The organism is Agromyces sp. P2_B3 (assembly GCF_056404815.1).
Genome location: NZ_JBFUDH010000026.1, coordinates 1 through 23,620 on the forward strand (window position 1 = coordinate 1; position 23,620 = coordinate 23,620).

Here is a 23,620-nt window from a genome sequence, read left to right on the forward strand (position 1 = left end):
CGGACGAGACCCCCGCGACGACGCCGGTGTCGATCTCGAACTGCTGCACCCACCGGCGCACGGACTCCTGCGAGACCCCGAGCGACTCGGCGACCTGGGCTCTGACGGCGGTCTCTGACGAGTACTCCGAACGGTGCTGTGTCACCATCCGCACAGCCCTGGAACGAACTTCGTGGTCAATCTTGCGTGGCACCTTGCCATCCTCTCGTGTCGCTCAGAAAAGAGCGGCAGAGAACCCGGGGCGCTTCAACCACCCCAACCCGAACCAATGCGCTCGGGACCGGGTGGCACCGGGCACCGACCCGCTATGGTCGCCGGTTCAACCAGACCCCACCCAGAGGAAACGCCCGGCCCAACCGAAGGCAAGGGCCGGGACAAACACAGCGCCGGCCAACGGCCGGCACTACTGAACCCACAGTCCCGCGGGCGACGGCACGCGCCTTCTGGTTTGGTGGCTGGTAGCGCCGAAAAGGCCAACAGCCACCAAGACAGCCTGGCACCAATCCTCGCCGCACCAGAACCCACCCGCGGGTAGCCTGGGCGAATGGTGAAGCATCCGGTAATGCGGCCGACATCGGCCGATGTGAATGCGTTCCTCGACGCGATCCCGAATGCGACGCGCCGGGCCGACGCCAACGTGCTCTGCGGACTGCTCGGCGAGATCACCGGTGAGCTCCCAGTGCTTTGGGGCCCAAGCATCGTGGGCTTCGGCACACTGCACTACCGGTACCAGAGCGGGCGCGAGGGCACCATTCCCCTCGCGGGTTTCTCACCGCGGACGACCCACCTGGTCGTCAATCTCATGAACGGATTCCAGGAGCGTGACCACGACCTGATGGCGAAGCTCGGCGCCCACAAGACCGGTGTGAGCAAGCTCTACATCAAGACCCTCTCCGACATCGACCTGAACACCCTGCGCGACCTCGTCAAACGGTCCGTGCACCTCGCCAGCGATGCCGAGCACGCCTCCCTGCTCATGCGACCCCAGTAACGACACCGGTTAGCCACCTTACGGGCGGGGAACCCAGCCGAGACCCACGATCTCATCACCGCCCGCCCGGTTCAGCCTCACTACGTCCTGGGCTCGTCGACAGCAGCCGCGTACGGCGCGATCCCGCCGCCGTCCCCGAACGGCACGAACCAGTCGTCAAAGTCCAGATTCTCGCCATTCGCCAGGATCGCCCGGACCAGCGGATCGTCTTGGTCGCCGTACAACATCTCCGCGTCGGCGTCCTCCAGAAGCATGTCCTCCAAGTCACCACGCCATTCCGGGCCCACCCGAAGCTCGTACGATTCCACCAACACTTGGACCTTGTCCAGGAGCAGCCGGACCACCAACTCGTCCGCGACACACCGCGGCGGCGACCACTCCCCCGCCAACCGCGACGTCACCACGGCCGCCTGCACCAAGAATCGACGAATGAACCGCACGTCGTACCGATCCGCGTATTGCTCCGGCAGAAACCCAACCGCGAACGACTCCGACGCAGCCCATTCCCCCGTGCCGCGAGCAAGCTCAGCCGCCTCGACATCCTCGAACAGCTCGTCAAGGACGATGTCCGAGGCGTGCCACAACAGCCCCTGCAACAACGCCGCCTGCTGCATTATCCGGCGCCGACCGATCTCGTCATCATCGTCAGCCAGGAACAGATACTCGGCCAAGATCGGCGTTAGCCCCATGACCCTGTTCCCTAACGCCCGAAACGACGCCTCAGACATCTCCCCCAACACCATCCGCACACGATACGACCACCACCGACCACCCACCACCACCACCACCACCAAGAGATCTGCTCTCGCCGGCCCGAGCCCTGTGACTCCATTGCAGGCCGTCAGCACCGTCACCGCATCGATCGTCCCCACCGGGGGCGGACGGGCGGCAGATCCCGGAGCTGGCGGTCAGGTCTGGGGCCTTCGAACTCGCCGTCATCACCATCCCACCGGCGCGCGTACTGGTCCGGGATATCACCCCACCCCCAGTACGGCATAGGCCGGTCAGGGAGAACACCCAACACCTCGAGCGGATCGATCCGCTGCGACCCGACCGTGCACAAGTGCATCCACCAGTCGCCGAAGTCGAACTCGTAGACGAACTGCTCCCCCGAACCCAGCCAGCCCAAGCGCAGCCGGCGATCATCGAGTAGCTCCCCGGCGTCGTCCTGCCAGTCGTACTCCCAGTCCGGGCGTCCCACCCGGACACCACCGACAAGGTCGAACTAGTACAGATGCGATCGATCCCACCGGGCGAACGCATCATCAATCGCGGTCGCCAACTACGAGAACGTGTGACTAGGGGAGCAGACGAACACCCGACCCGGCCGCGGCCAAAGATCCACACCCCGCCCGCCGATCAAATCGACCCGGATCGACAACGACGTACGCAACCCAAAGACCTCTTCCCCCCAACAGATGAAAAGGGATCAACGCCGGGCCACGACCAACGCTAACGCCACTCCGCCACCGCGCCCCCGAGCACCGCCCGTCGCCCATAGGCAGCGAGACGGCGTTCTCCGACTGACCTCGTCAGAGTACAGCCTAGATATGCTGAAATTTCAGCATAAGGAGAGATGTGTTGAATCTGAAGCACGCCCTCATCACGGGATCCGTTGTCACTCTCGCCCGCGAGGCTCGGGCCGGGCACCGGCGGGTGCACCGCCCGTGGGTTGCTGAGCCCGGCCCGTGGGTGCAGTACGACTTCGGTGACGGGCCGGTCATCGATGGGAGATCCTCTGTGCTGTTCGTGGCGTGGTCGGCGTTCTCCCGCTTCCGGGTGGTGTTCCCGATCAAGGACAAGACGATCCCGTCGGTGTTCGCCGCCCTGGACCGGGTGTTCCGGGTGTTGGGTGGGGCGCCGACGTATGTGCTGACCGACAACGAGAAGACCGTCACGACGATGCACATCGCCGGGGTTCCCGTGCGGAACACGCAGATCGTGTCCTTCGCCCGCTACTACGGGGTCACGGTGCTGACCTGCCAGCCTGCGGACCCGGCCACGAAGGGCGGCGCGGAAGCGTCGGTGAAGCTCGCGAAGGCGGACATCGTGCCCACCGACGCGAACCTGCGGCCCGCGTACTCGTCGTGGGACGAACTCGACGATGCGTGCCAGCAGTTCATGGGCGAGATCAACGGGAAGGTCCACCACGTCACCAAGCGCCGCCCACCAACCCGACTACTGAAACCACCTCTGAGCAGGTCCTCGATCGGTTCGCCGACTAGCGCCTTAACCGCGTCCTTCGTGAGAGGCGGCTGCTCGGCGAGCAACCCGAGCGCGTGGTAGAACCTCGGAGTTCGCTGCTCGGCGCCGACGTAGCTCGCGACTTGCGCGATCGCTGCCTGTTCGGGGGAAGCCGTTGGTGCTCATGTGACTCAGAAACAGCCACAGCCGCCCAGCAGGATTCCGCTCGTGATCGTCCACGCTCAGAGGCTACGGCACCCGGTCCCCACGACTGGGACTCCGCCGCCGCCAGGATCCCAAGTACTGAGTCGACGATGCAGAGTATTTCCTCCAGTTCAGGAGGACCGGGCGGGAACGCGACGAATAGCCACAACCCTCTTGAGTAGCAGATCCGATCACTCCGGTCAGCCGCTGAGGATGAGCCCACCCCGATCATGAATATGATCATGTGATATGTCAGAGCTTCCCCCGCCTTCGCAGGGGCTCGCGCTCAGCGAGCGGCTCTAGCGAGGGGTGCTAATGGACTGGTCGTTCGTCGGGGATCTCCCCGCCTGGATCACGGCGGCTGCAGTTATCTTCGCGGGATCGCAGTACCTGATAGAACGCGACCGGCGCCGTGATGAGCAAGACCGAGCTGAACGCATGCAAGCATCGCAACTCTCAGCATGGCCCGTGTCCAACCGCCATAGCCAGCCGTTGGCGTACGGTGTGCTGATCTCGAACCGCTCCACTTCGACGTTCCACGATGTCGTCGTGGAAGCCGTGTTGTTCGGCAACCGACAGCAGAAGCTGGCACTCAAGGTGCTGCCACCAGGCGACTACTTCGTGCCCATCAAAGACTCAGAATGGGATTTCCCGCTCTCAACTGCCGAGTACGGCGGCCACCTCCGCCCTTACACACGTACCGACCGCTACTTCATCGCGTCAATGGCGTTCACCGATAACCGTGGACGTATCTGGCACACCGACCGCCGTATGCTGCTTACCTCGGCGGCCGCGAGCTGACCGCACACGGCAGATCTTCAGACTCGCGACCGCGCCCCGGGCACCGTCGGAAACCCGCTCTGCCCACGTTGCGCCCAACTCGGCGAGCCGCTGACACGCCGACCTACTGGCGACGCTTCCACAGCATCCGGAGAATACCGCGGGCATGCACTCCCTGCTCATCGGTGCGGAGTCCAGCGCCGACGAGCACCGCGACAATGACGACCGTTCCGAACACTGCTGATTCCATATGCGTCTCCTCCCGAGAGCGGTCAGCCCTCCACCAACACCAATGCGGCGAACCGCCACACTCCGGATAGGTCGGTCTCCGCCGTTGAATCGGACAGCGGCCCCTCAACCCTCAGGTAGCTCCCAGCTTGCGTGACCGTGGTCGCGGCCATCATGGCTTCATGCGCGTAGGTGTCTACGTCGACGGGTTCAACCTCTACTACGGCGCGAGGGGCCTTTGTGGCAGATCGACGCCCGGTTGGCGGTGGATCGATCTTCGCCAGCTCGCCACGAACCTCGTTATGGCCTCCGCCTGGCCGGGGAGCACGATCGCGCGGGTGGTGTACTGCATCGCCAGAATCAGCGGTGCCTCGAACGCAACCGGGCAACGCGACCAGGACGTATACCTGCCTGCGCTGAAGGCAGCGAACGCGGTCGACGAGTTCGCAATGGGTAACTACGTGTCGCGGGTGTCGACGGCACCACTCGCGACCGCCGACAAGCACGGGCGACCAGTGATCAGTCACCCGGCATGGCCGTTGATGGTCCAGGACGGAACCGGCAGCCCGCAACCAGCTGCGACATTTATGGCCTCAGTGGCCCGCCGTGAGGAGAAAGGCTCCGACGTCAACGTGGCCTCACACCTCCTCATCGACGTACTGGAAAACGTCATCGACGCAGCGATCGTGATCAGCAACGACAGCGACCTCGAGTTCCCGATCCGAGAAGCACGGAACCGCGTACCCGTAGGACTCGTCAACCCGACGAAGAACTATCGGGCCGGAAAACTTGGCGGCACCCCAGCTGACGGCGTTGGCGGGCACTGGTGGCACCAGCTCGCGGCCGCGGAGCTATACGAATCGCAGCTTCCGGCAACCATCGGCAGACTGACCAAACCGACTGGTTGGTGATCGTCAACCCGCCGCACAACGACAAATCCTGCTACGACCTATCGCATACCACTCGGCCCCTCTGGGGCCGAGTTTTTTCTTGCTGCCGGTGCAATCTGGTACTACTTGGCGGTCTACTATGACCGCCAAGTAGTACCAGTTGGTGCGGCTACTCCGCTTCGCGTTTCCGCATCGGCGATTGTCCGCCTACCGCGCCGCCGTCACGCTCAGCGCCATCCTCACCTGGCTGCGCCAAAAGGAGACACGCCCTAGTTGGCAAAGAGCTCACAGGTGCTTCGACCAGCCCGAACCGCTGACGAAGAAGTCCAGCGACGTCGACCAGCGCACGTAGCTGGTCGCCGGGGCGCGACAGTTCCGTCGTCACCGAACGAGCAAGCAGCCACTCGGGATCGGTCGCCGGTAGCACGAGGAGGACGGTATCGGGATGGGCGGCAGCCCGAATGGTGAGTGCCCCTCCCCGGGCACCTCACAAACGACCGGGTAAAATCGTCTCCGAGGCTACGATGAGCGGCATGTCAACCGACGAGCGGGTGTTCTACCGGGACGTCAAACCATACGAGGTACCCGCGCGACTCGAGGAACTCCGAGGGCCGGCGCACGGTCCTGTCCGGCTGCCAGTGAGCGTGTACTGGGGTCCTGACCCAGTCGCCGACCTCGATACCCAGGGTGGCGTGATCAAGGCGTACCAGGCGGTGCTGCGCGAAGGGCAGGTTGCTGACCAGGTTGCGCTCCTGAATCCGGTGCGCCTGATGGACGTGTGGTCAGAGCTGCTGCTGCCTGCGCGGGCCCGTGCTCTTTGGGAGTCCCGGTTCCCGCAGCTGGCGTCCGCCACGTGAGCGGCATCGAATACCTGCAGCACGCAATCACCCGGATGGCGTTAGACGTTCTCGCGGAGCACGGGTTCGCTCTCGCGGGCTCCGGCGCGATCCGCGAGCACGGGATCGCGAACCGTCTCACCCGCGACGTCGACCTGTACCAACGACCCCTCACCAGCCCAGTTCGACATCGCGGTCGACAAGCTCATCGAACGGCTTGAAGACACCGGTGACGCCGTCACCGTCGTGCGACGCGTCGAACGATTCGCACAACTTCACGTCACCACCCTGACCGGCGACACCGGTGCGATCGATCTGGCCGTGGACTGGCGTGAACGCGACCCCGTAGCCCCTCGAGGTTGGCCCGGTCCTCTCCATCGAAGACACCGTCGGGAACAAGGTCAGCGCGCTCTACACCCGGATGGAAGCCCGCGACTTCATCGACGTCGACGCGATCCGCACGTCTGGCCTGTTCAGCGATGCCGAACTGCTCGACGCCGCAGCGAAACGTGACCCCGGCTTCGAACCATCGATCTTCGCCGCGCAACTTGACCAGCTCACGCGCATCACCACAGACCGGTTCGACGAGTGTGGACTGACCCCGGCCGACATCGACCAACTCCGAGGACGGTACGCCGCCTGGACCACGACCATCCGCGTGAACCTCCAACGGCCGCAGCGCACGGGGCGGCACGCTGCCCGCATCGCGCCGGCAGCCCACAACCGCCGGACGCCACGCCACACCAGACCCCGCGGAAGAACACACCCCGACACCGCCGCATCCAATGACCTCACGCTCGGCAGCCTTCCGTATCTCCTGAATGGCCGCGACCGAGATGCACGCACTGAGGATGTGTAGCTACTGGCGATTGGCTGCGGCCCGGGCGCGACGTCGGCGGTCGCGTTGCCATTCGCGCCATGCAGCGTCCGGCACCCACCCAACGATGCCGCTGCCCGTCGTCTCCGTTCCGATGCACGCGACCCGCGAACTACCAGTGTGAGGTTCCCACCCGACACCAGAGCGAACGACATAGACGGCCCTTCGCGGAACGTGCACGCCCCAGAACCATGCGTCCTGACGATATCCGCTGGGATGCTCGATAATGGCCTTGGACCCACGACGAGCCCGTTGATAGACGTGGCAAATCCTGACCAACCTCACCACCACCGAAGCGTGACGCTCGCCCACAATGGACACCCAGCCCAGAGATCTCCTCCGGTCTGACCCGTACCAATGTATATACGACGGCCGAACCACCCTCCGGGCGGTGGCTCCGCCCCGGACAAGACTCCCAAGATGACCCACCAATTGGTACCGACGCGACCGCTCACGCCCGCCCGTCGCGACAGGCACCAACCCATTGAAAGCCACTGCCGAAGGCGGCGGTCAGCTTCGGGCGCGCAGACAAGACGAGGGGGTGATTCCCTCCATCAGTTCGTCGTCGTCCCGCGTGCTCGAACACCAGCATGAACTCGCGCGCTACCCCCGCCGCCGGGTTGGCGGGTGAGGCGTCTGTCTCACCTGAGCGATTCACGGCCGGCGATCTCGAGTGTCCTCGACCGCGTCGGAATGGCGTTGCTTCTCCGCGCAGCTCAAACCGCACCGGCCTGGCGGCTCCACCATCACCGCAGCTCGGAACGTAGTTCCACCGATTGATCATCTGGTATTTCTCTAGGTAGGGTGGGCATGTCGCTCTTCGGGTGATTGACATCTAGGCAAACACCTTTGGCCGGGAACCGAGCACATTGGCAGGCCTAGATTCCCAAGGTGTACCCGAGCCGATGTCACTGACTACTTTGACCACGGGGGCACGCAGGTGAAGATTGAAACGTCCATCGGCATCGACGCGGGCATCGGCACGGTTTTCGACGCGTTCCGCGACCTTGACCAGGCGACCGATCGGGTCGCCGGAATCGAGCACATCGATATCCTCGACGGTCCGCCGTTACTGACCGTCGGGACACGATGGCGAGAAACCCGCCGCATGTTCGGGCGCACCGCCGTCGAGGTCATGTGGGTCACCGAATTCACCCCACACGAGTCCTACACCGTGGAAGCATCCTCAAATGGGACCGCCTACCGCTCCCGGTACTCGTTCACCATCCGCGACACAAACCAGACCCAGGTCACCCTCACCTTCACCGGACACCCGATCACTCCCGGGGCAAAGGCAATGTCCCTAATCGGACCCCTCTTCGCCAGCCCGGTCCGCAAGGCACTCCACGCCGATATGACAGACCTCAAGCACGCCATCGAAATCGAGACTGCCCCACCCCGCCGACCCCAATGACCAACCAGCGGCGACCACCCCGCAGGCACCACCGCAGGCTCCAGGTGGCAGGCCGCGGGATCTCTCTTGGCTGAGAACCGCACGTGTCCGGCCTCGCGGGCGAAGCCGCCGACCGTCTTCTCGACCGTTGCGGTCGGGGCGGTGACCGCGTCGATCGGATTCGCCGGCGGGCCCGCCGCGGCCGAGCCCCACTACCCATCGTGGAGCGAGATCGAGCAGGCGAAGCAGAACGAGGCCACAAAGCACGCAGAGATCGGCCGGGTTGCCGAATTGCTCGCGGAGCTCCAGCAGGTAGCGGGTGCCGCGGTGCAGGCATCAATGATCGCCGACGAGGCGTGGCGGGTGGCCGTCGACCAGCGCGAGCGGGCAGCCGAACGCGAGCGCACCCTCGGCAAGCAGGCCGACGAGGCGGACCTGGTGGCCGAGATCTCGAAGATGCGGGCGGCCCTCCTCGCCGCGCACCTCGCGAAGACCGCGGGCAACGACCTGACGACCGAACTGGTTTTCTCGGGCGAAGACGCCAGGGACCTGCTCGCGCAGCTCGGCATGGCCTCGAAGCTCGGCGAGCAGTCGAACGCCGTCTACACACAGGCAGTCGCCGACGGGAACACCGCACGGGCACTGCGAGAACAGGCCACGGATGCCGCAGCCGAACGCGTGCGGCTCGCCTCCCTCGCGGAGACCCGGGCCGACGAAGCGCGCGATGCCGCCGACGCCGCGAACGCGGCCGCCGCGGTGCACGAGCAGAAGTCGGCCCAGCTCTACGCCCAGCTCGCGAGCTTGAAGGACACCACAGCCGAGCTCGAACGGCAACGCGTCGAGGGGCAGGCACGCGAGGAAGCAGAAGCAGCGCAGCCCGCGCCAGACCCAGCACCCGGGGGCGGTACAACTCCCCCCACCGGACCCGACCCCGGGCCCGACCCGACGCCGCCGCCAAACACCGGAGCGGTCGAGACGGCCATCTGGTTCGCCAGCCAGCAGCTCGGCGAGCCATACCGCCTCGGCGGCGCCGGTCCCAACGCCTGGGACTGCTCAGGCCTGACCAAGGTCGCCTACGCGAACGCCGGCATCTCCATCGGCACCCACTCCGCGACCAACCAGTACCACACGCTCGCCGCACGCGGACTCGCCGTTCCAGTCTCGCAAGCGCAGCGCGGCGACCTGCTCTTCTGGGGCAGCGGCGGCGACTACTACCACGTCGCCATCTACCTCGGCGGCGGCCGCATCCTCGAAGCACCCCGCGAGGGCGTGCCCGTGCGCGAGTACTTCATCTGGGGCAGTCCCTCCGCGGCAGCCCGCCCCGCCGGGTAACACCACATCACCTGGAAGCCGGTGCTGTTCCTATCCCGATCACCTACTTGTAGTCCCTGACCGCAACCGCAGCCGCGGCAAAAGCTGCTCATCACGCTTCACCCTGTGTACATATCAGTTGGTAGAATGTTGAAACATCCAGCTGTTGCGTAGCCTCAGCACAGGCTGAACGCCAGCGAATGCGGGGAATAATGTCAACTTCGACAGAGCGCGCACGGTTGCGATCAGCGGTCGAGGCGGCGGTGTTCGAGGAGTACGTCGAGAAGCTCACTGCCCTGACCCACGAACTGACCGTGCCGGAGCTGGTGTTGGTGACCGGGTACACCCGGGTCACGATCATCGGGAAAATCCAGGCAGGCATCATCGACGCCCACCGGGTCCGGGGCCGGTATCTAATACCGGTTGCGAAGAACCGGGCACCCCTCCGTGCCACCGGGATCCGAGCATTTCCGCCACCCCGGACGCCCCAACCCGACAAGCCAACCGGTCCAGCGCGCCAAGCGTGGCAGGACGATGGCCGAGTGTGGGTGCCCGCCCGAACCCGCAGCCTCATCGCGGCGCTCCTCGAACAAGGGGCCGCAGCGAGCCCGAGTGAACTGATCACGCAGGCAGTGTCCGCATACGCCAACCCGCACCCCTCACACCAGCAGCGGCACGCCCCACCACGACGAACACGCCATCCCACAGAGCCGAACGGTCCCCGAGTCAGGCTGAGCTGACAGCAGTGTCGTCGGTCATGTTGCCCTCTGGGGCACAACATGACCGACGACAATCGCTCGCACACCCCACCGCCGTCATCAAACGGCGCGGGCCTGTCATTAATGGCACTGGCGCACTTTGACAAGACACGGTCGCCGCGACGTCTCATATGACGATCGCCGACCTCGTCGAACTGTTCGGGATCGGCCGCGCCACCGTCTACCGAGCACTGAACCGGCACCCCGTCGAAATCGACACGACCGTGGCACGGCCGCCCGTCGACGCATGAGCCTCCAGCCCCCCTCGCCGCTCCGCCGCCACAGCCGTATCGTGGGCGACATGGGAGAAGGAGAAACGCCAGACCGGCATGCCCTGCTGGTCACCGAGCTCACCAAATCACTGAAACTCAACGGCGCCGCGCACGTGCACCTCGAGCACGCCGAGATCACCGGTCCCGAATGGATCCGCATCGCCCACGACGCCGCCGACACCCTCGGCCGGCCAATACGCACCGTCACCCGGGACAACACCATCACCGCCTGGCTCACCGACTGGCCACTAGCACCCCCCAGCGAGCCCGACGCCTGAAACCCACACTCGAACCTTGGCCGAGGAGTCCCCCCGTCGTGGATAGGCTTCGGCCCATGAAGCTGATCCCGCTTCCCGGCGACAACGGCACACCGTCACTCTGGGTGAACCCGGCTCATATCGTCACGGTCGGCCGTCTCGACCTCAAGACCGGTGAACTCGTCCAGCTCCGTGCCGAGCTGAAGATCGAAGGCATGGGTCTGCAGCGCGTCAGCCTCGGCGATCACGCCACACCTGCGGCGGCGGATGCGGCATGGGGGAGGTTCATCGCATCACTCGTGGGCGAGAGCTAGAGTGCGTGCAGCCACCTTCGTGACCACTCTGGAGCTGAGCCGGCCAGCTTCTTCTCAGCCTGGGTGGGCAATGTGAGCCGCATGACGAAGGACCGTTCCAGCATCGATGCCGTCCTCATCCTCGAATCGTTGAGCCGCCTTCTCCGCGCGGCGCCTACGGCGTGGCCCAACACAGACAAGGCGCTCCAGTCGAGTTATGTGGACGATTCCATTCGAGCGGTCATCGACGAAGCAGACATTGCCCCTGAGGACCTCAAGAACGCGAGAGCCTGGGCCGGCACCGAGTGGGACGCCGCGTTCCTCAACATTCTCTTCCAGCCCGACGACGACGTCCCCACGTTCCAGCGAATGTCGCGCCGTGCAGCAACTGCCAGTGCGTAGCACCTCACGAAAGCCGAGCTCAGAAGGCGTGAAGTCGCATCCGTGCTGCTGCAGCAGCGAATGCGGGATCGTCGAGCTCGATCGGTTCCGGGCCACGCACTAACACACATTCGCTCGCGTTCCAGATGGCACAGCACCACGCACCACCGTGTTTGGAGCCGAAATAGATCCCGCGCGGAGTGGTGCCGTCGTCGAGGCGAGCGGCCCGCACCAGATCAGCGAGAGTCGTCGTCAGATAGCGGTTCTCGCTACGAAGGACCGACGTGTTCAGCGCAGCCACGCCCTGGCTGGCGAGGAACCGCTCAAGACCGGTCTCGAGAGCTGCGATCGAGTCCGGGTGCTCAATATCGACGAACCATTCCCCACTGTCCACGATCACCTGGTAGATCCCGCGCCGATCACGCCAGCCCGGCGGGAGGGCCCCTGCCCCACGAAATCGCGGCTCACCCCACTGGTCTTCGATGTCTTGCACGAGCTCGTCAAGCGTGATGCCGAGGACCGCGGCGATCGGCTCAAGCACATCCTCGTCGCCGTTCTTCCGCTTGAACTGAGCAAGAACCTCGGCGTACGCGCACTCGGCGGTCTCGGCGATGTAGAACGTCGATCCCAGCGTGTCGTACCGGCCCCATTCATCCCGATGCACGTCCGGTGTCCGGGTCGCCGCAGACGGCTGAACATAGCTCGTCTTGGCCACGTGATACCCGATCTGGCGGTCGACGCGCAGGAGTCTCAGCCCAGTGGCGCTACACGTCCGGGCATCCGCCGAACTCATTCGTCGACATCACCATCAATGAACGCCTGCGCCGCACGGCGCACATCCGCATGCCGGTCCTCCCGAATCGCCATCACCGGGGTGCTCTCACCAAGCAGTGGATTGCCACCGATGAACCACCGTCGCGCCACGTCGACGCCTTCCTCAACGGAAAGGACCGTCCAGAGCTGGTGCGCGAACTGCAGGCGATTCCACGCGTCAGGCCGCGGCTCCGGACCATCCGGCTTTGCCCACTCATGAGGCTGCTTCCGATTCTTCGAGCCGGCTAGCGCCGCAACCAACGTCGCTCCGAGACCCGCGTTGAGCTGCCGCACCAGATCGTGCGGATCAACCCGATTCGTATCCCGGTGCAGTCGCACCGCCGAAAGAGTGACCATGCCATAAGCATACTCGAAACGGTCATGACCGCACCAAAAGCGAAACGAGAAAGTAACGCAACAGTGACCGTTCCTTCCCCAACCACCCGCACATGACCACCGGGGGCGCCGGGCGCCGACCCGCTACGGTCGCCGGTTCAACCAGCACCCACCCAGAGGCCTTCGGCGGTTCGTGTTCGAGTGCGTGTCCTTCAATCTGAGGACCGTTTGAAATATCAGATTCTGATTTACTTAGGGCTTCGGTGTGCCGCACGGCCTACTGGATACGAACGCAATGTCAGCAACGACGGTCGCGGCGCACAGACCTCGAGAGGTCTTTCACCACGGCACGCTGACGTTTCATTAGATGAAGGGGTCTCGTATGGGACTGAAGAGTTCACTGATCGCCGGCGCAACCGTGGCACTCGCCGCCACCTTCGGACTGGCCGCTCCCGCGACGGCGACCGAAGCCGCGCCTGAGGTCACCGCCACACAGCCGGCGCCGAGCGCCCTGACCGCGCATGACTACCTGGTTCGCTCCGAGCTGGAACGACTCGTCGGCACCCAGACCCAGGCAGAGATCGACGCGCTGATGAACTCCGGCCTGCCGGTCACCGGATGGGTCGACCCGGAAACGAACACCGTCGTCGCAGCCAGGCTCGACGACGCTCCGGTGTTCAACCCGTTCGCGATCACCCAGCGCGGCCCCGGATGCGCCACCGGCGACGCGTGCGCGACGAACTCGAACGCCAACGGCTACTACGGCACCGGGACGCTGAACATCAACCTCACCGGCGTCACCAAGATCTTTTCCGGCAGCCACTCGACCACCTGGTGGCAGGGCGGCACCGGCACCTTCCAAGCACCGAACGTGACGCTCCAGTACGCGTTCCCCGGCGCGAACCTCACCTCGATCAGCCGCAGCTAACCCGCCACACCACCAAGAAAGGGGCTGCTACCGCGGATTGGTAGCAGCCCCTTTCTTGCTCGGTCAGCGGCGGGCAACGCCAACTCGTCAGCCCGGCGGGGAGCCGGTGGAACGATGCCGTCCTGAATGCCGAAGAGGCAACTGGGAACCCGTCAAGGTCTTTTGGGCGTAGTAGCCGACCACCCTGCCGTCCTCGGGGTGCAACGCGACCCGGGTGAGAGTGTTGCCGTTGCGGCCAGACTGGCCGGCGACGAAGCGGATCCATTCGTTCATCTCGGGGATGCCGCAATCGAACACGTCACGGCCGGTCTGGCCTGCCAACGTCTCTATTCGCCACACATCGGAACTCTACGGCCGGGCGGGCGTTGTTCCGACGGTGGACGCGGTCGTTGTGGAAGAGTCGCGGGTATGAGCGGTACTTCACAGCGACGTGAACGCCCAGAGCCACATGCACGCCGGCACTGGACGCAGGGACAGCCTCGACGTGGGCACACCATCCAGCTGGTCCGGTGGGTTCAACGCGGCGATACCGGATGGACCGCGGAGACCGTCACCGGCGTGTACCTCAGCAAGGACGACGAATTCTGGCACCTGCAGGTAGACGGGGACCCCGTCGCCTTTGACCGCGACCAATGGGAGCGCTGCAACCGATAGCCCCACGCGGGCAGCCCCGCAGGCTACTTAGACTTCGAGGTGGATCTCATTCACACCATCCTGTAGCCGATTGCGCTCGCGCACCGCGCGCTATGCCCATTGGACATTCGTCGGCTGGGTCTGCGCACGCGGTAATGACGGGCTTCAAGCCTGATTCCCCTCCTCGCTCAACAACGAACGAGGAAGCGCTCAGCCCTGGGCCAGATCAGAACGACACGACACCCCGACAGCCACCAAGTTGGGCCACTTCAAAGCGACAAGCCTGAGCCACACCAGACTGACAAAGACACGGGACCGGGGCGGGTGGGCCGTCCACGCCGGTGTGCAGGCGCGCCCTGGCGCGGCTGTACACGGGAGTGCGTCGGGTCACGGTCGGGCAGCACCGCGTATGGAAGTCACGGTTCTCCAGCCTGGGTGCGGGACAGCCCGGAGGAGTAACTGTGCCGTGCACAGGTGGTGAACCGTCGCACCCGGACAGTCACGGAAGACCGAACGGGTCGCGTGCCGCCGGCGGGCCGGGAGTGGGAGGGCGGAGCCACTCACGGTCTGACGCAGTAGCGGCAGGCCCCGGGGTCTAGGGGGCCGCACCCGCCAGTCACACCCGACGGCGATCTGACGGGTGCGGAAAGCAGGCATGTCCCCCTTGCCCCTGTGCCTGCTCACCGCGAAGCGTAGACCCGGCCGGGTATCACTGTCTGCCCCCGTTCCGGGGGTGGACCCGCGCCCGCCCCATGAGAGCTCGATTTCTCGAGGGAGGGCGGGCGCGGAGGCGACCCGATGCAATGGGTCGCCTCCGCTCAGGTTAGGCCGCGTCCGGCGTCATGTCACGCTTAGTGTCGGGTTCGGGGTATCCGGCCGCGATCCGTTCCACCGGGGACAGGTGATGCCCCCACGCCTCCAACTGGAGCAGGTAGGTCGTGTCGCGGCCGTTCGGGTACCGCCACGAGTCCCGGCTGGTCGCCGCTTCCCGCGCGGAGAGCACCATGCCGAGGGTGACGTGCCCGGCCTTCGTCGGTGTGTCCTCGGCTCGCTTCGCGAGCCGCTCCCGACGGTCGTCCCCGTCGATACCGAGCCACCCGGCCGCGAGGTCCCCGAAGTCTCGGGTGACCTCGGCGTGGTGGCGAGTCAGGGTGGCCGCGACGAACGGCGCGGCACCCTTCGGCAGCGCCTTCCGGCCCAGCAGCGTCCCGACGAACTCCCGACGCACCACCGTGGCCGCGTCCCACTGCTTGTTGCAGTTGATCAGGCGGCGACGTGCTTCTCGCTTCTGCTCTTGTTCGGCTTCGACCTGCGCGGCGGTCTGCTCTTCCGCCGCGACCGGAGTCGCGGAGGTCTCGGCGGTGCGCCAGCGGGGCTGGTGCAGCTCCGGGCGGGTGCACACCTCTTCGACGTCGATGTCGTCCTCGCCGGYGCCCCARACCCGCACCGTCAACGCGCGGCCCTCGCAGGTGGCGTGCTGGTCCGGGTCCAGCGGGGGCCGGTCGGTGGCGTCCTCGTCGGCGTCGGTCAGCGAGTACACCCGCACGAACTCACCGCTGTCGGCCCACCGGGACTGGAACACCGTGATCCCCTGTGCTTCGTACCCGGCGATCACCTGCGTGCGGTGTGCGGTCAGGGCACGGTCGGCGCGGATTTCCTCGACCACCCACCCGAGTTCGTCATCGTCGGCGCAGTCGAGGATGCGCCGCTGGGCGTCGCCGTCCCCATCGAACTCCGCAACCAGCAGCGCCCGCTCGAAGGACACCTGCTCTGCGACGGCCTGCTTCGCCGTCTCCGACTTCGCGACGGCAATGGCGGCGGTGACGCGTTCGGTGCTGTCGCCGGTGCGGGCGGCGATGGTGGCCACGTCGATGCCCGCGAACGCCAACTGCTCATACGCGACCACCCGGTCAACGTCGGGCAGGTCGGCCCGGTTGAACGTCTTCAACTGGCCAAGGATGCGTTCGGTGTCGGCGCCCGGCGCGGTGCCGAAGATCGCCAACACCTTCAAGATGCCCGCGTCGCGTGCGCCGAGGAGGCGGCGCTGCCCGTCCCACACGACCACGTTCCCGTCATCGTCCCGGCGCGCGAGGACCGGGGTCTCCACCCCCTCGGCGCGCAACTGGGACACCCACGCCGCCCACTCCGGGGTGGTCGTGTCCGGGGCGGTGCGGATGTTCGCGTCCAACCGGGCGGTGGCGGTGTCGATCCAGTCGATCGACACCGGCACCGGCGTGGGCGTCGCATCGGGTGCCGCCGTGGTGGTGGTGCGGGTCTTGGTCTTGCTCGTCATCAGTTCTCCTTCGTTGTTCGGTATGGTGGTGGGACACCGACCCGGAACCGTGAGTAGTAAGCGCACTCACGACTCCGGGTCTTGGTGTTCCCGGGGTGCTAGTGGCTGATCAGTTGACCGGTGGCGGCGAGGATCGCCCGGTACTCGCGGGCGTCCCGGGGCCGACGCCATGCCGCGGTGATCGCCGCGCACTGCTCATCGGTCAGTGACAGGGTTTCCCCGGTGTCGTGGCTGATGCCGAGGAACACCCCGGCACCGAACAGCACCCCCGGGAACCCGGCCGCGCGAGCCATCACGGACAACTCCATGTTCAGACTGGACCGGTACAGGCCCTCATCATCGACGAACACGTCGATCGTGTCGCTGTATCCGACGACGTCGTACCACTGCGACCCGATCGTCTCGTTCAGCCCGCGCACGCGTGCGTCGCCGGTGGTGTCATCGATCTGCACGGTCGCGAGCGTCCCGTCCACCCCGATACGTATGGCCTTCCACATTTCTTTTCCCCTTTCGGTGGGATCGTGTGCCGGTCTGGCGCGCAGATCAGGAGCGAAGAGAGGAAGCGAAGCACCCGCAAGGAGCGGTTGGCAGGAGCAAGTTCCGGAGGAGCGAAGCGGCGGAGGAAGTTTCTCCGAAACTGCGACTGGAGGGTGCGCAGCTGACGAACGCAGCTACGATCGCAGCACCAGACCGGCACACGGTCACACCGGAAGAGAAGACCCCCGACGCCGGAGGCGACGGGGGTCGGTCACAGCACCGCGGAGCGGTTCCCTTCAGGCCAGGGCAGCGCCGCCGCCGGCGGCTCCACATCCACCACCAGGTGCAGCCAGAATGGAATGACATCCCGCTCGTCGTGCACCCCACGATGACCAGCGCGACGACGGCCAGAACCAGGACCACCCCTACCCTCCCGGCCAGCCGCGCCGACAGGTGACCGGTCCTGGATACGGTGAGCGGGTGAGCTGAACGGTCACCACGTGCCGGGGCGGACGGTGCCGCTATACACCGCCACCCCGACCCCGTTCGGCCCTATGACAGGGAATCTGACTACTCCGGCAGGCCGAGCTCGCCACGCAAGGATGTGGTCGCGGAGATCGACCGCGTCGCACGAGTGCGCTCCACATAGCCACCCGTCGCGGGATCGCGCCCGAGTTCTCGTTCTACTGGCCGGGCTTGCTCTGCAATGCCTTCAACTCGTCACGTGCGGCATCGCGCTCAGCCAACGCTTCATCGACCCTGCTTCGCAGCACCCGGACCTCACCGATCGCCTCGGCCCGTTCGATGCGCATCATGGACAGCTCATCGCGCTCTGCCGTGACAGCCTCCAGCCGGGCACGTGTGTGAGCCTGCGCCTCGGTCGCGACCGTGAGCTGTTCGCGTGCGTGCTCGATGCCCGTGCGCGCAGCATCACGCTGGATGCGCAGGTGCTCGACTTCCTGCTCGAGCTTGGCGAGCTGTCCGAACACGGCTTGCTCCGCGGCCGCGGCCGCGATGGCTTCGGCACGGAACTGCTCAACCTGCACGCGCAGCGACTCCAGTCTGCCGTCATGGATCCGCTCGGTCGCGTCGGCACCTGCGACACGACCGCGCTCGAAGGCCTCCACGATCGCCCCGTCGAGTGCCTTGCTCAGCGCGTCCAGCGCCGCGTCCGCGACGGTCTTTCCCCCATCGGGAATGAGGTCCTGAACGCTCGGCAGCGCGGCCTTCGCCCGCTCCGTGATGCCCTGTTCACGATCGGTGTCTAGCGCCGCGCGCTTGTCCTGGACCGTCAGGTGCCAGCCGCCGCCGTCACCCCCGACCACCCGTTGGAGCGCACGCGCCGAGGGCAACGCCGCGTACCGCTCGACGATCAGGTCAAGCAGGATCGCCCGGCGCTGTGCCGCCGTACCCGAAGCAGCACGGTAGGCCGCGCGGAGCGTCGCCCGTCCGTCGTCCCCGAGGCCGTCGAGGTCAAATCCAGTACGGAAGGTCACCGCAAGATCATATCATTACGCACGATCATGACGTCATGCCATGTCGTCATGATCGCGTGGGCACGGCCGAAAGGCTGGCGGAGGCGCGCACAGCGCCGGCGAAGCCCGGTCCCACAAGGTCAGCACTGCGCCGCCCACAGGGTGGCCCCGCCCGCACCAGGTGGGGCCCACGTCAACTGTCATCGCGTTGCTCGTGCCCGCGACGACGAGCAACACGATGACGGCCCGAACCAGGACCACCCCTACCCTCCCGGCCAGCCGCGCCGACAGGTGCCTGGTGATGGATACGGTGGGCGGGTGAGCTGAACGCTCACCACGTGCCGGGGCGGACGGTGCCGCTATACACCGCCCGCCCCGGACGCCCCGCCCCCCTAGGGTGCTGGGGTTTCGGGTGCTGGGGCCGGGTGGTGTGCTTGGATTTCTGCGTACGGGACCGTATCGGTCCAGCTGTACCCGGTGGTCACGCTGACGCTCTTCTGGTTCACCCGGACCACCTCCCGCCACACCCCACGGACCTTCACCCGGTCACCCCTACCGATGTCCGCCTTCGTGTACCCGGTCGCGACGCCCGCGGCGATCTGCTCGACGCGGACGCCTTCCCAGTACGCGTGCTGGTCGCGCAGCTCCCCGAGCCGCGGCGCGATCCGCGCCGCCCGCGCGGCTCGCATCTGCTCGTTCGCCGGCACATACCCGCGCACCGGGTCGTAGTGGTCCGCGACGATCTGCCGTTCCAGGCGGCGGATGTCCGCGGCGAGCTTCTGAATCCGGTTCGCGACCGTCACCGGCGCGTACCGGCCCGCAGTCGTCTGCGCGGCCGCGGCCGCCCGCTTTGTGGCGTGCTCCGCGGCGTCGGCCGCGTCAACGGAGCGGCGCATCGCGGTATCGGCGCGGGTGATCGCGGCCCGGTGCCGGCCCTCGGAGTGGTGCCCGACCTTGATCGGCTCACCACCAGGCGGCAACCCATCCAACCGCCGCTGCACGTTCGCCCACGCCGCATCGGATGCGGCCGCCTTCCGGTCGGCTTTCGCCTCGAGCGCGTCCACCCGGGCCGCCTGCCGGGCGATCTTCCCCGCCTCGACGTCCGCGGTCGAACGGCGCCCGGTGTCGATCACCGTGGTGACCTCGAACCCGGCCACCTGGAGCGCGGCCGCCGTCCGCTCGATCTTCCACCCCTGCACCAACCGGTCACGACTGTTCGGCACGAACCAGACGCCGATGCTCCTCCCCCACCGCCACCCGCACGCCTTCAAGATCTCCGCCGCGCCGTCACCACGTGCCGTCCCGTCGATCAGGGTGCCCGCCTCGTGCGTGTGCGTGATCGTCAACGCCGCGTCGGGTTCGATCATGGGGGCCGGCCGTGGTTCCGTACCCGCCTGCTCGAGCATCTGCGAACTATTCATCCCGTGGGTTTCCTCTCGGTGGGGACTGGTTGACACCAAGGCCAAGAGCGGGCCGGAGACCGGCGCCACCCCCAACCCCGACAACCCCGCCACCCGCAGGAACGGGGTTCCTTCCCGTACCATCCGGGGTCTCCGACCGGGTGACGCCGCCCAAACACCCGCTATGGTCGCCGGTTCAACAACCCCCCACCGACGGGAAAAAGCCCTGCCCGGCCGAAGGCTGGGCAGGGCGACGTGACTGCGCCGGCGTGCCGGCACCGCTAAGTTCAACCGGGCCGCCCGAAGGGTGGCTCCACTCCACCCATGCGCGCACGGGGATGTCGGAGGCGGAGCACGAGCGCGGTGGGTGCGCCGCGGCGGCGGAGGCTGCGCGGCTGGTTGCGCTGGGGTGTGCGGCGGGCAGAGATTCCGGGACTGAGTACTTCACGGATCACCGGCTGTCGAGCTGATGAGCGGATCCGACACGGGGGCCCTGTGTGGATAGAGCGGTTGCTGCCGCGCATATGCGGGGTGTCAGACCTATCAACCTGTTTGGAGCTCCACCGATCATGGCTCTTCTCGTCCTGCTGGCCTCGGCCTCGACCGTTGCGGTCACTCTCGCCGCGGTCGTGCTGATCCTGGTGTCCGGATTCGCGATGCTCGGCGGTCGTGACAGCGGCCGTGCCCGTCGTGCGGAACGTCTGCTGCGGCTGCTGTTGGAGACGGCGGTCAAGCTGTGGCGGCGCGGCCCGCGCCGACGGTGAACCTACGTGTGGCGGGGGCCCCGGATGTGGGCGGGTTCGGCTGGTGGCGTCCACGTCGCGTCCGGCCCTGGCCGGGAGGTCGCCTCGCTTCTGGTATGTGCGCGTGCGGCGATCGCGTCCAGGCTCGCGCGAGCGGCCGCGAGGCTCTCGCTGACCGCGACGGGCGCCTCCGGGGCAGGTGCTACTACACGCGATCAGGCAAACCGGGCGGCCACGGGGACCCGCAGGGGAATCACCCGAGCTCCGGAAACACCGGCTCGAGACTGTCGACGATGTTCGCCGATCGAGGCCCCGCGGAATTCCGGACTGTGGATGGAGCGTTGCGGCGCTGTCACCGGCGAGGAGGACGGTGCTGCCGAATGTTCGGGCCAATGATTAGTATCATAAAATACTGGGGGGGTCGAGCTTGGTCCGGCTCTGTAGGCCTGGTGGGTGTCGCCCGAGTCTGGGGTACGGGTCCTGTACGGGTGTAGCTGGCGCCTGTCACACTGAGGCATTGTCTGGATCGCTTCACCATTTCGTTTGTTCGTTCGTTGCTCGTTGATGGGTTTGTGAAGGTTGAGCGTCTCGTGCTTACTGTTGCGTCGCGTCGGTCCCGTTCAACCCATGCTGGGCGCGCCCCGCAGCTATCGGGTCGGGCGGGGGCTCGTGGCCGTGCCCGGGTGGTGGTCGCGGGGCTGGTCGCGGTGGTGCTGCTGGTGGTCGGCGTGCCGGTACCGGCCTCGGCTGTGACGACCGGGTGGGCGATCGATTCTGCGTTCGCGTCGAGTTTCGGCACCGGCTTCAACAGTGACGTGCTCTCGGTTGCGGCGCAGGCGGATGGTGGCATCCTCGCCGGCGGTCACTTCACGTCGGTGGACGGGGTCCCCGCGGCTCTGGTGGCCCGGTTGAATGCGGATGGCACGGTAGATACGACGTTCGCGGCCAATCTGGGCACCGGCTTCAACTCGGACACAGTGCGGTCGATTGTTGTGCAGGCGGATGGTGGCATCCTCGTCGGCGGCACATTCACGGCGGTGAACGGGGTCACCGCGAACCGGTTGGCCCGGTTGAATGCGGATGGCACGGTCGATACGGCGTTCGCGGCCAATCTCGGCGCCGGCTTCAACTCCGACGTGTTCTCGGTTGTGGTGCAGGCGGATGGTGGCGTCCTCGTCGGCGGGAACTTCACGGTGGTGAACGGGGTCACCGCGAACCGGTTGGCCCGGTTGAATGCGGATGGCACGGTCGATACGGCGTTCGCGACCAGTCTCGGCGCCGGCTTCAACACCGCCGAGGTGTACTCGGTTGCGGTGCAGGCGGATGGTGGCATCCTCGTCGGCGGTACTTTCACTGCGGTGAACGGGGTCCCTGCGGCGGGGTTGGCCCGGTTGAATGCGGATGGCACGGTGGATGCCGCGTTCGCGACCAGTCTCGGGACTGGCTTCAGCGGCTACGTGAACTCGGTTGTGGTGCAGGGAGATGGTGGCATCCTCGCTGGCGGTCTGTTCACGTCGGTGAACGGGGTCGCCGTGAACAATTTGGCCCGGTTGAATGCGGATGGCACGGTGGATGCCGCGTTCGCGACCAGTCTCGGCACCGGCTTCAACAGCATCGTGTTTTCGGTTGCGGTGCAGGCGGATGGTGGCATCCTCGCCGGCGGTACATTCACCACGGTGGACGGGGTCGCCGCGGCTGGGTTGGCACAGTTGAATGCGGACGGCACGGTGGATGCCGCGTTCGCGGCGAATCTCGGCACCGGCTTCAGCGACACGATACGTTCGGTTGCAGTTCAGGCGGATGGCGGCATCCTTGCCGGCGGCTACTTCACGTCGGTGAACGGGGTCACCGCGAACCGGTTGGCCAGGCTGGTGCAGGTGACCGTGGCCATTGACCCGATCCCGGCCCAAGCCTCGGTGACGAGCACCCCGGTCACGGTCCAGGCGGCCGCGACGAGTACCAGTGCCGACCCGATCGTGTACGCGGCATCTGGGCTCCCGGCGGGGTTGAGCATCAACACGTCCACCGGGCAGATCACCGGAACCCCGACCGCGGCGGGAACTTCCACGGTCACGGTGACGGCGACCAGTGCCGGGGTGACCGATCAGACCACCTTCACCTGGACCGTCACCAGCGCGGATCCGGCCACCTCGACGATCGCGGCGGCGCCGGGCAGTATTCCCGCGGACGGGACCAGCACGTCCACGGTCACGGTCACGGTGCTTGATGTGAACGGCAACCCGGTCGGGGTTGGTGGTGCGACTGTCACGATGTCCACCACCCTCGGCACCCTCAGCGGAGTCACTGATGTAGGCGACGGCACCTACACCGCGACGTTGACGTCGGGTACAACGGTAGGTACCGCGACCCTCGGGTTCACGTTGGACGGCACCGCAGGCACCGACATCACGACGGTCGTCTTCACCGCGGGTGCCCCGGATCCGGCCACGTCCACGATCACCGCGGCGCCGGGTAGTATTCCCGCGGACGGGGCATCGACGTCGACGGTCACGGTCACGGTGCTTGATGTGAACGGCAACCCGGTCGGGGTTGGTGGCGCCACGGTCACGATGTCCACCACCCTGGGCACCCTGGGCGCGGTCACGGATAACGGTGATGGCACGTACACGGCGACACTCACGGCGGGTACGACCGCGGGCACCTCGACCCTCGGGTTCACACTGAACGGCACGGCAGGCACCGACACTACCCAGGTGGTGCTCGTTGCGGGTGCTCCGGATCCGGTCACGTCCACGATCACCGCGGCACCGGGCACGATTCCCGCGAACGGAGCATCCACCTCAACGGTCACCGTCACCGTGCTCGACAGCAACGGGAACCCGGTCGGGACCGGTGGCGCGGCGGTC

At 66.4% G+C, this 23,620-nt stretch carries 24 protein-coding genes and 2 pseudogenes; 15 read left to right on the top strand and 11 right to left on the bottom strand.

From position 1 onward, the window contains the following. The first annotated feature begins 562 nt into the window (after positions 1 to 562). A complete protein-coding gene (locus AC1DZA_RS19250) occupies positions 563 to 991 on the top strand; it encodes a DUF1801 domain-containing protein (protein WP_476773962.1) in 429 nt (142 codons plus the stop codon). A gap of 80 nt (positions 992 to 1,071) precedes the next feature. On the opposite strand, the gene AC1DZA_RS19255 is transcribed toward AC1DZA_RS19250, so the two are convergent. Together AC1DZA_RS19255 and AC1DZA_RS19260 are read right to left on the bottom strand one after the other, a co-directional pair. Further along, a complete protein-coding gene (locus AC1DZA_RS19255; protein WP_476773963.1) occupies positions 1,072 to 1,845 on the bottom strand; it encodes a hypothetical protein in 774 nt (257 codons plus the stop codon). Further along, on the bottom strand, positions 1,842 to 2,192 hold the full coding sequence (locus tag AC1DZA_RS19260) for a hypothetical protein (protein ID WP_476773964.1): 351 nt from the start codon (positions 2,190 to 2,192) through the stop codon (positions 1,842 to 1,844). Before AC1DZA_RS19260 ends, AC1DZA_RS19255 begins: the two co-directional genes overlap by 4 nt. A gap of 434 nt (positions 2,193 to 2,626) precedes the next feature. On the opposite strand from AC1DZA_RS19260, the pseudogene AC1DZA_RS19265 reads away from it, so the two are divergent. Together AC1DZA_RS19265 and AC1DZA_RS19270 are read left to right on the top strand one after the other, a co-directional pair. After that, positions 2,627 to 3,172, top strand: a pseudogene (locus AC1DZA_RS19265) (DDE-type integrase/transposase/recombinase); the annotation flags it as partial. A 522-nt stretch (positions 3,173 to 3,694) separates the two neighbouring features. Further along, entirely contained in the window at positions 3,695 to 4,180 is a 486-nt protein-coding gene (locus tag AC1DZA_RS19270) for a hypothetical protein (protein ID WP_476773965.1), read from the top strand. Between the two features lie 103 nt (positions 4,181 to 4,283). Here the strand turns inward: AC1DZA_RS19270 and AC1DZA_RS19275 are convergent, their stop codons facing one another. Beyond that, positions 4,284 to 4,409, bottom strand: coding sequence for a hypothetical protein (locus AC1DZA_RS19275; protein WP_476773966.1), 126 nt, complete (start codon positions 4,407 to 4,409; stop codon positions 4,284 to 4,286). Between the two features lie 160 nt (positions 4,410 to 4,569). On the opposite strand from AC1DZA_RS19275, the gene AC1DZA_RS19280 reads away from it, so the two are divergent. Next, positions 4,570 to 5,298 carry an NYN domain-containing protein gene (locus AC1DZA_RS19280; RefSeq protein WP_476773967.1) on the top strand — a complete coding sequence of 243 codons (729 nt, stop codon included), beginning with the start codon at positions 4,570 to 4,572 and terminating at the stop codon, positions 5,296 to 5,298. A 512-nt stretch (positions 5,299 to 5,810) separates the two neighbouring features. Continuing rightward, positions 5,811 to 6,134, top strand: a complete 324-nt coding sequence (locus tag AC1DZA_RS19285; protein ID WP_476773968.1) for a transcriptional regulator — start codon at positions 5,811 to 5,813, stop codon at positions 6,132 to 6,134. Between the two features lie 150 nt (positions 6,135 to 6,284). On the opposite strand, the gene AC1DZA_RS19290 is transcribed toward AC1DZA_RS19285, so the two are convergent. Continuing rightward, positions 6,285 to 6,491 carry a hypothetical protein gene (locus AC1DZA_RS19290; protein ID WP_476773969.1) on the bottom strand — a complete coding sequence of 69 codons (207 nt, stop codon included), beginning with the start codon at positions 6,489 to 6,491 and terminating at the stop codon, positions 6,285 to 6,287. Between the two features lie 43 nt (positions 6,492 to 6,534). On the opposite strand from AC1DZA_RS19290, the gene AC1DZA_RS19295 reads away from it, so the two are divergent. The 7 genes and pseudogenes from AC1DZA_RS19295 to AC1DZA_RS19325 all read left to right on the top strand — a co-directional run bounded on the left by AC1DZA_RS19295 (position 6,535) and on the right by AC1DZA_RS19325 (position 11,676). Beyond that, the gene (locus tag AC1DZA_RS19295; RefSeq protein WP_476773970.1) at positions 6,535 to 6,972 is read left to right on the top strand and encodes a hypothetical protein; all 438 of its coding nucleotides are present in this window, start codon (positions 6,535 to 6,537) and stop codon (positions 6,970 to 6,972) included. A gap of 958 nt (positions 6,973 to 7,930) precedes the next feature. Beyond that, a complete protein-coding gene (locus tag AC1DZA_RS19300; RefSeq protein ID WP_476773971.1) occupies positions 7,931 to 8,404 on the top strand; it encodes an SRPBCC family protein in 474 nt (157 codons plus the stop codon). Positions 8,405 to 8,545: 141 nt separating this feature from the next. Then, positions 8,546 to 9,715 (top strand): C40 family peptidase, encoded by a 1,170-nt coding sequence (locus AC1DZA_RS19305; protein ID WP_476773972.1) that lies wholly within the window; start codon positions 8,546 to 8,548, stop codon positions 9,713 to 9,715. An 862-nt stretch (positions 9,716 to 10,577) separates the two neighbouring features. Continuing rightward, a pseudogene (locus AC1DZA_RS19310) lies at positions 10,578 to 10,703 on the top strand (helix-turn-helix domain-containing protein); the annotation flags it as partial. A 50-nt stretch (positions 10,704 to 10,753) separates the two neighbouring features. Continuing rightward, positions 10,754 to 11,002: a hypothetical protein gene (locus tag AC1DZA_RS19315; protein ID WP_476773973.1), complete on the top strand. Its 249-nt coding sequence runs from the start codon at positions 10,754 to 10,756 to the stop codon at positions 11,000 to 11,002. 56 nt (positions 11,003 to 11,058) lie between these two features. Then, positions 11,059 to 11,295, top strand: coding sequence for a hypothetical protein (locus AC1DZA_RS19320; RefSeq protein WP_476773974.1), 237 nt, complete (start codon positions 11,059 to 11,061; stop codon positions 11,293 to 11,295). Positions 11,296 to 11,376: 81 nt separating this feature from the next. Further along, complete coding sequence (locus AC1DZA_RS19325) at positions 11,377 to 11,676, top strand: hypothetical protein (RefSeq protein WP_476773975.1); 300 nt, start codon at positions 11,377 to 11,379, stop codon at positions 11,674 to 11,676. Positions 11,677 to 11,695: 19 nt separating this feature from the next. On the opposite strand, the gene AC1DZA_RS19330 is transcribed toward AC1DZA_RS19325, so the two are convergent. Together AC1DZA_RS19330 and AC1DZA_RS19335 are read right to left on the bottom strand one after the other, a co-directional pair. After that, the gene (locus AC1DZA_RS19330; protein WP_476773976.1) at positions 11,696 to 12,370 is read right to left on the bottom strand and encodes a hypothetical protein; all 675 of its coding nucleotides are present in this window, start codon (positions 12,368 to 12,370) and stop codon (positions 11,696 to 11,698) included. Positions 12,371 to 12,444: 74 nt separating this feature from the next. Then, complete coding sequence (locus AC1DZA_RS19335; protein WP_476773977.1) at positions 12,445 to 12,825, bottom strand: hypothetical protein; 381 nt, start codon at positions 12,823 to 12,825, stop codon at positions 12,445 to 12,447. A gap of 361 nt (positions 12,826 to 13,186) precedes the next feature. On the opposite strand from AC1DZA_RS19335, the gene AC1DZA_RS19340 reads away from it, so the two are divergent. Next, positions 13,187 to 13,732: a hypothetical protein gene (locus tag AC1DZA_RS19340; protein WP_476773978.1), complete on the top strand. Its 546-nt coding sequence runs from the start codon at positions 13,187 to 13,189 to the stop codon at positions 13,730 to 13,732. Between the two features lie 87 nt (positions 13,733 to 13,819). Here AC1DZA_RS19340 and AC1DZA_RS19345 read toward each other — a convergent pair whose 3' ends face one another. From AC1DZA_RS19345 to AC1DZA_RS19365, 5 genes are all read right to left on the bottom strand, one after another. Beyond that, on the bottom strand, positions 13,820 to 14,053 hold the full coding sequence (locus AC1DZA_RS19345) for a hypothetical protein (protein WP_476773979.1): 234 nt from the start codon (positions 14,051 to 14,053) through the stop codon (positions 13,820 to 13,822). Between the two features lie 1,135 nt (positions 14,054 to 15,188). Continuing rightward, positions 15,189 to 16,658 (bottom strand): ParB/RepB/Spo0J family partition protein, encoded by a 1,470-nt coding sequence (locus tag AC1DZA_RS19350; protein ID WP_476773980.1) that lies wholly within the window; start codon positions 16,656 to 16,658, stop codon positions 15,189 to 15,191. Between the two features lie 98 nt (positions 16,659 to 16,756). Next, positions 16,757 to 17,155: a DUF3846 domain-containing protein gene (locus AC1DZA_RS19355; RefSeq protein ID WP_476773981.1), complete on the bottom strand. Its 399-nt coding sequence runs from the start codon at positions 17,153 to 17,155 to the stop codon at positions 16,757 to 16,759. A gap of 663 nt (positions 17,156 to 17,818) precedes the next feature. Next, entirely contained in the window at positions 17,819 to 18,631 is an 813-nt protein-coding gene (locus tag AC1DZA_RS19360) for a hypothetical protein (protein ID WP_476773982.1), read from the bottom strand. A gap of 371 nt (positions 18,632 to 19,002) precedes the next feature. Further along, the gene (locus AC1DZA_RS19365; protein WP_476773983.1) at positions 19,003 to 20,016 is read right to left on the bottom strand and encodes a DUF3560 domain-containing protein; all 1,014 of its coding nucleotides are present in this window, start codon (positions 20,014 to 20,016) and stop codon (positions 19,003 to 19,005) included. Between the two features lie 563 nt (positions 20,017 to 20,579). Between AC1DZA_RS19365 and AC1DZA_RS19370 the strand changes: the two genes are divergently transcribed. Together AC1DZA_RS19370 and AC1DZA_RS19375 are read left to right on the top strand one after the other, a co-directional pair. Next, positions 20,580 to 20,774: a hypothetical protein gene (locus AC1DZA_RS19370; RefSeq protein WP_476773984.1), complete on the top strand. Its 195-nt coding sequence runs from the start codon at positions 20,580 to 20,582 to the stop codon at positions 20,772 to 20,774. 533 nt (positions 20,775 to 21,307) lie between these two features. Next, a partial coding sequence (locus AC1DZA_RS19375; protein WP_476773985.1) for an invasin domain 3-containing protein occupies positions 21,308 to 23,620 on the top strand: 2,313 nt, incomplete at its 3' end.